A 12,803-nucleotide genomic window follows, 5' to 3' on the forward strand; every position below is an offset into this window, starting at 1 on the left:
CAGCGGAGCTTTGCTGAAATGTCAACCACCATCGCTAAATTTTCGGCGAAGTGACTGGGAAACGGCTTGACATCAGGCCATAAGCATAGGTTATTTAATTCGTATCCCGTCAAAAATATCAGGCCGCAGCCGAGCGGATTCGTCATTCGGCACCATTCACATGAAAACAGCAGACCCCGAGCTTATGCGGGCAATCAACCGCTTCAACGTGCTGGATACGATCCGGCGGGCGGGTTCGATCGCGCGTATCGAAATCAGCGAGCGCACCCAGCTTTCGACCACGACCGTATCGGCGATCACCGCTTCGCTGCTCGATGACGGCCTGATCCTGGCGCGCACCGAAGGCGACCTGCGTGAAGCCGCCGCCCGTGGGCGGCCGCGCGTCATGCTGGAGCTCAATCCGGACGCCGCCCGCGTCGTCGGCGCAAAAATCGCCGCGAACCGCATGGTCTTCGTCGTCGCCGATTTCCGCGGCGAAGTGCAGTCGACGCTGACGCTCGCCCTTCGCGTCGACCGGCAGCCGATCAGCGTCATCGCCGACCTGATCGAGGACGGGGTGCGCCGCTGCGTCGTCGATGCCAATCTCGCGCTCGATGAAATCGATTCGGTCTGCCTCGGCCTGCCCGGCGTCATCGAACACCGCACCGGCCATGTGCGCTCTAGCCCGATTTTCCGCGAGAGCGGCGTCGATTTCGCCAGGGAAATGTCGGAGCGGCTGGGTGTTACCACCATCGTCGAAAGCGATGCCCATGCGATCACGCTGGCGCATCATTGGTTCGGCGAGGCGAGAGATCTTGACGACATGGTGCTGGTGTCGCTGGAACAGACGCTTGGCCTCGGCGTGCTGCATGGCGGCCAATTGTTTCGCGGCGCCGGCGGCTTGAGTCATAATCTCGGCGACCTCACGCTCGGCATCGGGCCGCAGGGCACGGTCAGGCTCGCGAGCCTGGCGGGCGAAAGCGCGATCCTCGGCGACCAGCCGAGCGGCGGCCGCTTTGCCGAAGCCATCCGCCTCGGCCGCGGCATGGCGCATGCCAAAACATTGATTGCCGCCGAAGACAACGCGCTGATCGGCGCGGCGATCCGCGCCGGCGAAGCCTGCGGCATGGCGCTAGCCAATATCGTCACGCTGTTTGCGCCGCCGCGCGTTATCCTCGTCGGCTCGAGCCTCGCGCTCGGCCAACCCTTCCTCGACAGCCTGAGAGAGGCCTATTCGCTGGCAATCCCGCCATCGATCAAGGGCGTGACCGAACTCGTCTTCGACCAGTCGACAGATGAAACCTGGGCGCAGGGCGCGGCCGTTGTGGCGCTGCGCGAACTCTACGAATCTCCTTGGGGAACGACAGGGCCGGCACCGGCGCTCTGACCCCGCAAGGCATGCACGAACACTTCATTCGGAGGAAGCTTTATGGAAAAGGTCGGCATTGGCATTATCGGCTGCGGAAACATTTCCGGCGCCTATCTCACCGCGATGAAATCGTTCCCCATTCTCGACATCAAAGGGGTGGCCGACCTCAATCGCGAACTCGCCGAAGCCAAAGCCGCCGAATTTGGTCTGAAGGCCGTCGATGTCGCGGCCCTGTTTGCCGATCCCACGATCGAGATCATCGTCAACCTGACCATTCCGAAAGCACATGTCGCCGTCGGCCTGCAAGCGCTTGACGCCGGTAAGCACACCTATTCGGAAAAGCCGCTCGGCATCAACTTCGCGGAGGGCAAGAAGCTTGCGGATGCCGCGGCCGCCAAGGGCCTGCGCATCGGCGCTGCCCCGGACACCTTCCTCGGCGGCGGCCACCAGACGGCGCGCGCGATCATCGACGAAGGCGCGATCGGCATCCCGGTCGGCGGCACCGCCACCTTCATGTGCCCCGGCCACGAGCGCTGGCATCCGAATCCGGCTTTCTATTATGAAGTCGGTGGCGGCCCGATGCTCGACATGGGACCTTACTACATCACCGACCTCGTCAACCTGCTCGGCCCCGTCTCCCAGGTCGCCGGCTTTGCCGTGACGCCACGCAAGGAGCGCATCATCACCAGCGAGCCGCGCAACGGCGAGCGCATCCCCGTGCATGTCGCCACCCATGTTGCCGGCGTCATGGCCTTCGCCAACGGTGCTGTCGTGCAGATCGGCATGAGCTTTGACGTTGCCGGCCACAAGCATGTGCCGCTCGAAGTCTATGGGACCGAAGGCACGCTGATCGTGCCTGATCCGAACCGTTTCGGCGGCCCGGTCGAATATCTCAAGAAAGGCGGCCAGTTCGAGGAACGCGAAGTCGCGGCCCCCTATGCCGACGGCAACTACCGTTCGCTCGGCGTCGCCGATCTGGCGCATGCCATCCGTTCCAACCGGCCGCACCGCGCCGATGGCAGCCTCGCGCTGCATGTGCTCGAAGTCATGGAAGCCTTCCAGACGGCCTCTGACACCGGCCGCACGATCGCCATCACGACGCAAACAGAGCGTCCGGCCCCTCTGTCCGAATCTCTGGTCGATGGACAGATCGGCCGCTAACGACACAGTTTCAGGAGGAATATCATGCGCGAAGCACTTATCGTCTGGGGCGGCTGGAGCGGTCACGAACCGCAGGAATGCGCCCATATCATCCGCGACGTGCTGGAAGAGGATGGCTTTAAGGTCTACCTCGAAAACAGCACCGAAGCCTTTGCCGACCCGTCGATCCATGACCTCAGCCTGGTCGTGCCGATCGTCACCATGTCGAAGATCGAGAAGGAAGAGGTGAAGAACCTCGCCGCCGCGATCGAAAGCGGCGTCGGCATCGCCGGCTATCACGGCGGCGCAGGCGACAGCTTCCGGGAATGCGTCGAGTATCAGTTCATTATCGGCGGCCAGTGGGTCGCCCATCCCGGCAACATCATCGACTACACGGTCAACATCACAAAATCGGATGACCCGATCATGGAGGGGATCACCGATTTCCCCTACACATCCGAGCAATATTACATGCATGTCGACCCGTCGAACGAGGTGCTGGCAACCACGACATTTACCGGCGATCATGCCTATTGGATCGACGGCGTCGTCATGCCGGTCGCCTGGAAGCGCAAATACGGCAAGGGCCGCGTCTTCTATTCCTCACTCGGCCACCAGGCCAAGGAATTCAACGTGCCGCAGATGAAAACCATCTTCCGCCGCGGCGCCAACTGGGCCGCGCGTTGAGAGCACCTGCCTCTATCTGATTTCCAAGCAAGAATTGCCCCTCACACAACCCTCTCCCGGCACGCGGGACAGGGCGGCCGCCCTTCGACAAGCTCACGAGCCGGATGAGGGGCTTCTCCGCACCTCCACCTTGCCACCTTGACCCGAACTGATAAAATATCGCCGGCACGCCACAAACGCTTGTGCTGCTTGCGCTTTTTTTGCTGTCGGGGGAGGACGGATGGACCAAGGCGCCACGGATGCACCCAACACGTCGACGGTCAGCTACGGCACCGAACCGGGTTTGCGTTTCGCTTCCCAGCTCGACGGACGTGGCGGCTGCAAGCAGCTCTGCATGGAAGAGCTCAGCGAGTGGAAGCATGGGCAGGGTGTGACTTGGCTACATCTCGAGCGCGACCATCCTGCCGCAGCCGACTGGGTCATGCATAAAAGCGGCTTCGACCCCTTCGTCATCGAAGCCCTGCTGGAGGAGGATTCGCGCCCTCGCGTCGAACCGGTGGGCGACGGGCTATTGATCATCCTGCGCGGCGTCTGCGCGACATCGCCGGACGGCGCGACGCAGAAACCCGCCGATATCGACCTTGTGCCCCTGCATCTCTGGGTCGATGGCGAGCGCATCGTTTCGCTCCGCGACAGCGGCCACTACATTACGGCGCTGCGCGATATCCGTCTGTCGTTGGAAAAGAAAAAAGGGCCGCAGCGCACCGGCGACCTGCTCGCCTTGATCGGCGACAAGCTGGTGCGCGACCTCGAACCCGTGCTCGACGCCATGGATGAAGAGGTGGACGAACTCGACGAACTGATCTTTCACGGCGAAGCCGGCCAAGTGCGCGAGCGCCTGAAACTGCTGCGCCGGCGAGCCGTGCAGCTTCGCCGTTATCTGGCGCCGCAACGTGATGCCCTAAACCGCATCGAGCATGACGATGCGCCCTGGCTTGCCGAGCGCGACAAGCTGCGCATGCGCGAAGTGATCGACAAGCTGATGCGCTACATCGAATATCTCGACGCCATCCGCGACCGCACCAGCATCCTGCACGACGACTTGTCGACCGTCATCAGCGAGCGCATCGCCCGCAATTCCAACCGCCTTGCCGCCCTCGCAGCCCTGCTTTTGCCGCCGAGCGTTGTGGCCGGCCTCTTCGGCATGAATGTCGGTGGCATCCCCGGCGTCAACGACACCTGGGCCTTCGTTATCATCGTCGTCTTCGTAACGATCACCTCGATCGCGACCCTCTGGGTGCTGAAGCGTATCAACTGGCTTTAGGCCACTCTGGTCCTGCCGGTCAGCGCGCCGAGCCGCCGTCGACGACAGGACAATCCTTCCAGCACCCGCACCAGCACAGCATATGCACGATCCCCGGGATCACCGCCGGTCATCGACACGCCGCGCCTCGCCCCCGCCCTGCGACGAACGCGGCTGGGATCGCCTCCTGATTAAGGCTTGACCAATTTCGGGAAAGAGCATTACTTTGGATCCATGGATCCAAAGTCTATTTTCAGCGAGCTGCGGGACGAGATTGAGTCAGGTGAATTGGCACCAGGCTCCGTTCTCAAGCAGGAATCGATCGCCGAGCGTTTCGGGGTCAGCCGCCAACCGGTCAGGCAGGCCCTGGACCGCTTACTTGGGAGTGGCTTGGTCGTGCGGCGTCCGGATCGAAGTCTGGCGGTAGCGATCCTCTCGGAAGGGGAGGCAAGTGAACTTACCGAGCTTCGGGCTATTCTGGAGGTCGCCGCCTTGGAGCAGTCGGTGCCGTTGCTTTTGCCTTCCGCCTTGCGGAAGGCTGAAAGGCTCAACGATGGGCTATTCGCAGAGTACGATCCGGTAGGGATTGAGGAGCTGGACCAACAGTTTCACCTGACCCTGTATAGCGGGTGCGAAAATACGCGATTGCTGAGAACCATTGCAACGCTTCGACGAGAATCTCGGCGGGCATGCCTTCATCAAAAGCGTGGCGCCCAGGAGCGCATTGATTTTTTCGAGGAACACGCCGCGATCGTTGCCGCTTGTGTCAGGGGAGATGTCGACGCTGCCGCGCAGCATCTTCGCCACCATCTCACTCAAACGACTGCAAGACTTCTTTCCATGCCGACAAAGGATGATCTGATATGAAGATGACCGTCGAGGTACATTGGGAGCGCGAAGGAGCAGTCTTCACCGACAAGCGTTACAGCCGCGCGCACATTTGGCGCTTTGACGGCGGCCAAGTCGTGCCGGCGTCGGCTTCGCCGCATATCGTTCCGCTTCCTTATTCCGTGGAAGCCAATGTCGATCCAGAGGAGGCCTACATCGCGGCGATTTCCAGTTGCCACATGTTGACCTTTCTCTCGCTCGCCGCACCCAAGCGGATCGTCGTCGAGAGCTATACCGACAAGGCGATCGGCGTGATGGAAAAGGTCGACGGAAAATTGATCGTCAGCCGCGTTGAGCTCAATCCGACCATCGTCTATGCCGGGGAACCGCCAACCGCCGCAATGCAAGCAGAACTGCACCACCTGGCGCATGAACAGTGCTTCATTGCCAATTCCGTCAAGACGGAAATCCAGGTCGCCGCCGCTTGAGGTATCCATTCCGCCAAGGCGATTGATCGGAGGATGTTTCGGACAGGCTTGCGGGTTTCGAGCCTGATCTGCATTTTATTCGCCCCGCGCGGCACAGCCAACGGTCTGCTCGAGTAGGCCGCGTGATCCAGGTTTCGGCCACGCTTCCGGCAAACTTTATTGCTTTCGAATACGCGACAGGCGATCCCGACTGGTGGTATGACGTTGCCGAAGGCCTGTCGGAGGTGATCGTCAAGAACGGTTTCATCGATGTCATCGATCGGTCGTCGATCTTAATCCGGAAAAGGCCAGGCGCTATCTTGCCGAGGACGATCGCGACTTTTTCGCCAGATTCTTCGGCCCTATTCGTGCGGTAAAGCCAGGTCTGCGGTACAAAATCGCCGCCTCGGCTTTCTGTATTCGGAGTGACTTTCAGCCATTTTCAGTGTCGCCTAAACAGTTATGCTGCGGATGAAGGCGCATACCCTGATGTCGGTTTCGGCCGGAAATTGCGACCCGCCCAATTTTCGTTTGACATTCCTTTATCTTCATTTATCGTCATTCTAGTTTCGGTTTTCGCATGAGGGGTAGAAATCGAAACGAGGGGAGAGGTAATTGTCCAGAGCTCAAATCGACGTCACGGATGTCATTGGTTGCTGCGTGAGCCGCAGTCCGGTCGAGCGCGTCTGCCGCGTTCCGAACCGTGCTCGCCTCGGTTTGCGTCATCGCGAATCCCTCGCATCCGGATCGACGCAATTTACTTCTCCACAACCATCCCGCCGCCGCTCCCGAATCTGTCGAAGGAACGGGGCATTCGGACAGTAAAGGCATAAACGATCGCGGCGGGTTTATATCCTCCAGATCGCTACCCAATGGGCAACAAAACAGGCCTTACGGCCAGCAATCCGTCGCAGCGTCCCCATACGATGCATGGAAGGAGCATATGGTGCTTGAACTCAGAAACGTGTCGAAGGCGGTCGGCGGCGAAACGCACATTGCCGAAACGAACCTGACGCTGCAGCGCGGCACGCTGAATGTCCTCCTCGGACCGACGCTTTCAGGCAAGACGTCGCTGATGCGGCTGATGGCCGGGCTGGACAAGCCGACTTCGGGCACGATCCACGTCGACGGCGCCGATGTCACGGGCGTGCCCGTGCAGCGCCGCAACGTCGCCATGGTCTACCAGCAATTCATCAACTATCCCGCCATGACCGTTTACGACAATATCGCATCGCCGATGCGCCTCGGCGGCATCGATGCGGCGACGATCGACCGCGAAGTGAAGAAAGCGGCCGATCTTCTGCGGCTCGGCCCCTTCCTTGATCGTCTGCCGCTCAGCCTCTCCGGCGGCCAGCAGCAGCGCACGGCGCTTGCCCGCGCCATCGTCAAGAATGCAGGCCTGGTGCTGCTCGATGAGCCGCTCGCCAATCTCGACTATAAACTGCGCGAAGAGCTGCGCGCCGAACTGCCGAAAATCTTCGCCGAATCCGGCGCCATCTTCGTCTACGCCACGACCGAACCCTCGGAAGCGCTGCTTTTGGGCGGCAATACCGCGACCCTGTCGGAAGGCAAGATCACCCAGTTCGGACCGACCATCGATGTCTTCCGCAGGCCGAAGGACCTGATCACCGCCGTCACCTTCGCCGATCCGCCGCTGAACACGATCTCGCTCGACAAGCGCGGCAATCTCTTCGTGCTGAACGGCGATATGAGCCTGCCCGTACCGCCGGGCCTAGAAAGCCAGCCGGACGGCCCCTACACCATCGCCTTCCAGCCGCACCATCTGGCGCTGAAGCCGCAGACCTCCGAAGCGGTCGCAGCGCCGGCAAGGGTGATGGTGACCGAGATCACCGGTTCGGAAAGCTTCATCCACATCGATTTCGCCGACCGGCGCTGGGTCATGCTGATCCAGGGCGTCGAGGACATCGATGTCGACGACTCGATCGATGTCTACATCGACCCGCGCCACATCATGGTGTTCGACACCAACGGCGCCGCAGTCACACCCGCCCTGCAACGGGCTGCCTGAGGAGAGACAGGGCCAATGGCACGCATCGACCTGGACCATATACGACACGCCTATAACGACCACCCCAAATCCGATGCGGACTATGCGCTGAAGGAAGTTCATCATAGCTGGGAGGACGGCAGCGCCTATGCTTTGCTCGGACCGTCCGGCTGCGGCAAGACCACCCTGCTCAACATCGTTTCCGGCCTCGTGCGCGCCTCGGAAGGCCGCATCCTCTTCGACGGCAAGGACGTGACCAAACTGTCGACGCAGGAGCGCAACATTGCCCAGGTCTTCCAGTTTCCGGTCGTCTACGACACGATGACGGTTTATGAAAACCTCGCTTTCCCCTTGCGCAACCGACACGTTCCGGAAGCCGAAGTGAAGCGCAAGGTCGATGAGATCATCGAGATGATCGGCCTCTCCGACAGTGCCCATCGCAAGGCGCGCGGATTGACGGCCGATGCCAAGCAGAAAATCTCTCTCGGCCGCGGCCTGGTGCGCTCCGATGTCAGCGCCATCCTGTTCGACGAACCGCTGACGGTCATCGACCCACATATGAAATGGGTGCTGCGTTCGCAATTGAAGCAGCTCCACCGCCGCTTCGGCTTCACCATGGTCTATGTCACCCACGATCAGACGGAGGCGCTGACTTTCGCCGACAAGGTCGTGGTGATGTATAACGGCGAGGTGGTGCAGATCGGCACGCCGAACGATCTCTTCGAGCGGCCGCGCCACACCTTCGTCGGCTATTTCATCGGTTCACCGGGCATGAACGTCATGCCTGTGCAGATCGAGGGCCGCAACGCCCGTCTCGCCGGCAGCACCGTCGCGCTGCCTGGCGCCCCCATCAATGGACAGGGCGGCAAGACCGAACTTGGCATCCGCCCGGAATTCGTCCGCCTCGGCCGCGAGGGCATGCCGGCGACCGTGACCAAGGTCGAGGACCTTGGCCGCCGCAAGGTGGTGCGCGCCAGACTGGAAGGGCAGGAGATCACCGCAATCATCGGTGAGGACCAGACCGTGCCGGCCGAACCGCACATCGCCTTCGATCCCGCCGGCATCAATATCTACGCCAACTCCTGGCGCGTCGAGATGGGAGCCTGATCATGGACAAGACCTGGAACAACAAAGCCTGGTTCATGCTCATTCCCGTACTGCTGCTGGTCGGCTTCTCGGCCGTCATCCCGCTGATGACGGTGGTGAACTATTCGGTGCAGGACACCTTCGGCAACAACGTCTTCTTCTGGGCGGGAACACAGTGGTTTGAGGAGATCCTTCATTCCAGCCGCTTCTGGGATTCGATGCTCCGCAACCTGATCTTCTCCTTCGTCATCCTGGCGATCGAGGTGCCGCTCGGCATCTTCATCGCTCTCAACATGCCGAAGAAGGGTATCGGCGTCCCCGTTTGCCTGGTCTTGATGGCACTGCCGCTGCTGATCCCGTGGAATGTCGTCGGGACGATTTGGCAGGTGTTCGGCCGCAGCGATATCGGCCTGATGGGCTACGTCCTCGTCGGCCTCGGCATCGACTACAACTACGTCTCCGATCCGGCCGATGCCTGGGCAACGATTATCATCATGGATGTCTGGCACTGGACCAGCCTCGTCGTGCTGCTCTGCTATGCCGGCCTCGCCTCCATTCCCGATGCCTTCTACCAGGCCGCCAAGATCGACGGCGCCTCGCGCTGGTCCGTCTTCCGCTACATCCAGCTCCCGAAGATGAACCGCGTGCTATTGATCGCCGTGCTCCTGCGCTTCATGGACAGTTTCATGATCTATACCGAACCCTTCGTCGTCACCGGCGGCGGCCCTGGCAATTCAACGACCTTCCTGTCGATCGATCTCGTCAAGATGGCCCTTGGCCAGTTCGATCTCGGCCCGGCAGCGGCAATGTCGCTGATCTACTTCCTGATCGTGCTTCTGCTGTCCTGGGTCTTCTACACCGTCATGACCAATTATGATGCGGGAGAGACGCGATGAGCGGCAAACCTCTTACGACCTCCGCAGGCGATAACACGATGAACAAGATAGCGGCTTCCAGCCCCGTCGCCGGTGTTACCGCGACGACCGGCACGCAGCCGGTGAGCCGACATAAAGAGGAAGGGCGCTGGTCCTGGGTGGTGCCGACGCTCTACATCATCTTCCTGCTGCTGCCGATCTACTGGCTCGTCAATATGAGCTTCAAGACCAATGAGGAGATCGTCAGCGGGTTGACGCTTTATCCGCACCAGCCGACGCTGCGCAATTACACGATCATCTTCACCGATCCGTCCTGGTATAAGGGCTATATCAACTCCATCACCTATGTCGTCATGAACATGGTGATCTCGGTTGCCTGCGCGCTGCCCGCAGCTTACGCCTTCTCGCGCTACCGCTTCCTCGGCGACAAGCACGTCTTCTTCTGGCTGCTGACCAACCGCATGGCGCCGCCGGCGGTCTTCGCGCTGCCCTTCTTCCAGCTCTATTCGGCCTTCGGCCTGATCGACACTCATATCGCGGTAGCCCTGGCGCACTGCCTGTTCAACGTGCCGCTGGCGGTCTGGATCCTTGAAGGTTTCATGTCCGGCGTGCCGAAGGAGATCGACGAGACGGCCTATATCGACGGCTATTCGTTCCCGCGCTTCTTCATCAAGATCTTCATTCCCTTGATCGCAAGCGGCATCGGTGTCGCCGCCTTCTTCTGCTTCATGTTCTCCTGGGTGGAACTGCTGATCGCCCGCACGCTGACCACGACCGACGCAAAGCCGATCGCCGCCATCATGACGCGCACGGTCTCGGCCGCCGGCATGGACTGGGGCCTGCTTGCCGCCGCCGGCGTGCTGACGCTGATCCCCGGCGCGCTCGTCATCTATTTCGTCCGCAATTACATCGCCAAGGGCTTCGCGCTCGGCCGCGTCTAAGAGGAAACCGCCATGAATACCGATTTCTCCTGGATGGCCTGGACGCTGCCGACGGTCCTGTTTTTCGTGACCATTCTGCTGCTTCTGCTCGGCATGGCCATTTGGGAATATTTTTCGCCCGGCGGTAATCCGCGCGTCGGCATCCTGCATTTTGAAACAACGCGCGGCGACCGGCTGTTCGTCTCGCTGCTCGGCGCTGCCTTCATTCATATTGCGTGGTTGGGCCTGGGAGGGCCGAACCTGTGGTGGGCGGTCGCCATTTCTGTCGTCTACGCGATCGGCGTTTTCCGTCTGGTCTAGCGCGGTTTCAAGGAGTTACCGCGCCCTTTGCCCGTCTCGGACACATGGCGCAGTAAGATAAGTCGATGCGGATGGCTGGGGGTCTGGCCGTCTGACAATACACTCGCAACCTGTAGGGAGGAATATATGCGACGGCATCTCTTAACAACGACGGCAGTCGTGATGCTGGCTTTGGCCGGATCGGCTAATGCCGGCATGAACGAAGCCAAGGCATTTCTGGACAAGGAGATCGGCGATCTCTCGACGCTCTCGCGCGCCGACCAGGAAAAGGAAATGCAATGGTTCGTCGATGCGGCCAAGCCTTTCCAGGGCATGGAAATCAAGGTCGTTTCGGAAACCCTGACGACCCACCAGTATGAATCGCAGGTCCTGGCACCGGCCTTCACCGCCATCACCGGCATCAAGGTTACGCACGACGTCATCCAGGAAGGCGACGTCGTCGAAAAGATCCAGACGCAGATGCAGACCGGCCAGAACCTCTATGACGGCTGGGTCAACGATTCGGACCTGATCGGTACCCATTGGCGCTATAAGCAGGTGCGCAACCTGACCGACTGGATGACGGGCGAAGGCAAGGACGTCACCAACCCCAATCTCGACATCGCCGACTTCATCGGCACCAGCTTCACCACCGCTCCGGACAAGAAGCTTTATCAGCTCCCCGACCAGCAGTTCGCCAACCTCTATTGGTTCCGCTACGACTGGTTCAACGACCCGAAGAACAAGGCCGATTTCAAGGCTAAATACGGCTATGATCTCGGCGTGCCGGTCAACTGGTCGGCCTATGAGGATATCGCCCAGTTCTTCACCGGCCGTGACGTCGGCGGCAAGAAAGTCTTCGGCCATATGGACTACGGCAAGAAGGACCCGTCGCTCGGCTGGCGCTTCACCGACGCCTGGCTTTCCATGGCCGGCAATGGCGACAAGGGCCTGCCGAACGGTCTGCCCGTCGACGAATGGGGTATCAAGGTCGACGCCGGCTCACGTCCGGTCGGCTCCTGCGTCGCGCGCGGCGGCGACACCAACGGCCCGGCCGCCGTCTATTCGATCCAGAAGTATCTCGATTGGCTGAAGGCTTACGCTCCGCCGGAAGCACAGGGCATGACCTTCTCCGAATCTGGCCCGGTTCCGGCACAGGGCAATATCGCCCAGCAGATCTTCTGGTACACCGCCTTTACCGCCGACATGGTCAAGCCGGGCTTGCCGGTCATGAACGCGGACGGCACGCCGAAATGGCGCATGGCTCCTTCGCCGCACGGCGTATACTGGAAAGACGGCATGAAGCTCGGCTACCAGGACGTGGGTTCCTGGACGCTGATGAAGTCCACGCCGGTCGATCGCGCCAAGGCTGCCTGGCTCTACGCGCAGTTCGTGACGTCGAAGACCATAGACGTGAAGAAGAGCCAGATCGGCCTCACCTTCATTCGCGAATCCACCATCCGCGACAAGAGCTTCACCAAGCGCGCGCCGGAACTCGGCGGTCTGATCGAGTTCTACCGCTCGCCGGCCCGTGTTCAGTGGTCGCCCACCGGCACCAACGTTCCGGACTATCCGAAGCTGGCACAGCTTTGGTGGCAGGCCATCGGCGATGCCGCATCCGGCGCGAAGGACGCACAGGGCGCCATGGATGCACTGTGCGCCGATCAGGAAAAGGTGCTTCAGCGCCTCGAGCGTGCAGGCGTGCAGGGCGACATCGGCCCGAAACTCGCCGAAGAGCATGATCTCAACTATTGGAATGCCGATGCCGTCAAGAATGGCCATCTCGCTCCGCAGTTGAAGATCGCGAACGAGAAGGAAAAGCCGGTCACCGTCAACTACGACGAACTGGTCAAGAGCTGGGCTGACGCAGCAAAGTAAGCCCGACCTTTCATGCGGCAGGA

At 60.9% G+C, this 12,803-nt stretch carries 13 protein-coding genes; all 13 read left to right on the forward strand.

Annotation, left to right across the window (positions count from 1 at the left end):
• The first annotated feature begins 160 nt into the window (after positions 1-160).
• Positions 161-1,366: an ROK family transcriptional regulator gene (locus NXC24_RS19380; protein ID WP_104824768.1), complete on the forward strand. Its 1,206-nt coding sequence runs from the start codon at positions 161-163 to the stop codon at positions 1,364-1,366.
• Positions 1,367-1,408: 42 nt separating this feature from the next.
• On the forward strand, positions 1,409-2,509 hold the full coding sequence (locus NXC24_RS19385; protein WP_104824769.1) for a Gfo/Idh/MocA family oxidoreductase: 1,101 nt from the start codon (positions 1,409-1,411) through the stop codon (positions 2,507-2,509).
• Between the two features lie 24 nt (positions 2,510-2,533).
• Positions 2,534-3,175 carry a ThuA domain-containing protein gene (locus tag NXC24_RS19390; RefSeq protein WP_104824770.1) on the forward strand — a complete coding sequence of 214 codons (642 nt, stop codon included), beginning with the start codon at positions 2,534-2,536 and terminating at the stop codon, positions 3,173-3,175.
• A 220-nt stretch (positions 3,176-3,395) separates the two neighbouring features.
• On the forward strand, positions 3,396-4,439 hold the full coding sequence (locus NXC24_RS19395) for a CorA family divalent cation transporter (RefSeq protein ID WP_104824771.1): 1,044 nt from the start codon (positions 3,396-3,398) through the stop codon (positions 4,437-4,439).
• A gap of 177 nt (positions 4,440-4,616) precedes the next feature.
• Positions 4,617-5,285, forward strand: a complete 669-nt coding sequence (locus NXC24_RS19400; RefSeq protein WP_245463909.1) for a GntR family transcriptional regulator — start codon at positions 4,617-4,619, stop codon at positions 5,283-5,285.
• A 2-nt stretch (positions 5,286-5,287) separates the two neighbouring features.
• On the forward strand, positions 5,288-5,734 hold the full coding sequence (locus tag NXC24_RS19405) for an OsmC family protein (RefSeq protein WP_104825264.1): 447 nt from the start codon (positions 5,288-5,290) through the stop codon (positions 5,732-5,734).
• 122 nt (positions 5,735-5,856) lie between these two features.
• A complete protein-coding gene (locus NXC24_RS19410; RefSeq protein ID WP_245463910.1) occupies positions 5,857-6,090 on the forward strand; it encodes a hypothetical protein in 234 nt (77 codons plus the stop codon).
• Between the two features lie 569 nt (positions 6,091-6,659).
• Positions 6,660-7,742 carry an ABC transporter ATP-binding protein gene (locus NXC24_RS19415; RefSeq protein WP_104825265.1) on the forward strand — a complete coding sequence of 361 codons (1,083 nt, stop codon included), beginning with the start codon at positions 6,660-6,662 and terminating at the stop codon, positions 7,740-7,742.
• Positions 7,743-7,757: 15 nt separating this feature from the next.
• Positions 7,758-8,828, forward strand: coding sequence for an ABC transporter ATP-binding protein (locus NXC24_RS19420; protein ID WP_104824773.1), 1,071 nt, complete (start codon positions 7,758-7,760; stop codon positions 8,826-8,828).
• Between the two features lie 2 nt (positions 8,829-8,830).
• Positions 8,831-9,703, forward strand: a complete 873-nt coding sequence (locus NXC24_RS19425) for a sugar ABC transporter permease (protein WP_104824774.1) — start codon at positions 8,831-8,833, stop codon at positions 9,701-9,703.
• On the forward strand, positions 9,700-10,623 hold the full coding sequence (locus tag NXC24_RS19430) for a carbohydrate ABC transporter permease (protein ID WP_199773500.1): 924 nt from the start codon (positions 9,700-9,702) through the stop codon (positions 10,621-10,623). The genes NXC24_RS19425 and NXC24_RS19430 overlap by 4 nt, the downstream gene beginning before the upstream one ends.
• A gap of 12 nt (positions 10,624-10,635) precedes the next feature.
• Positions 10,636-10,923: a DUF2160 domain-containing protein gene (locus tag NXC24_RS19435; RefSeq protein ID WP_104824775.1), complete on the forward strand. Its 288-nt coding sequence runs from the start codon at positions 10,636-10,638 to the stop codon at positions 10,921-10,923.
• A 126-nt stretch (positions 10,924-11,049) separates the two neighbouring features.
• A complete protein-coding gene (locus tag NXC24_RS19440; protein ID WP_104824776.1) occupies positions 11,050-12,780 on the forward strand; it encodes an ABC transporter substrate-binding protein in 1,731 nt (576 codons plus the stop codon).
• The last annotated feature ends 23 nt before the right edge of the window (positions 12,781-12,803 follow it).

Origin of the sequence: Rhizobium sp. NXC24, from assembly GCF_002944315.1 — a bacterium.
Taxonomy (GTDB): domain Bacteria; phylum Pseudomonadota; class Alphaproteobacteria; order Rhizobiales; family Rhizobiaceae; genus Rhizobium.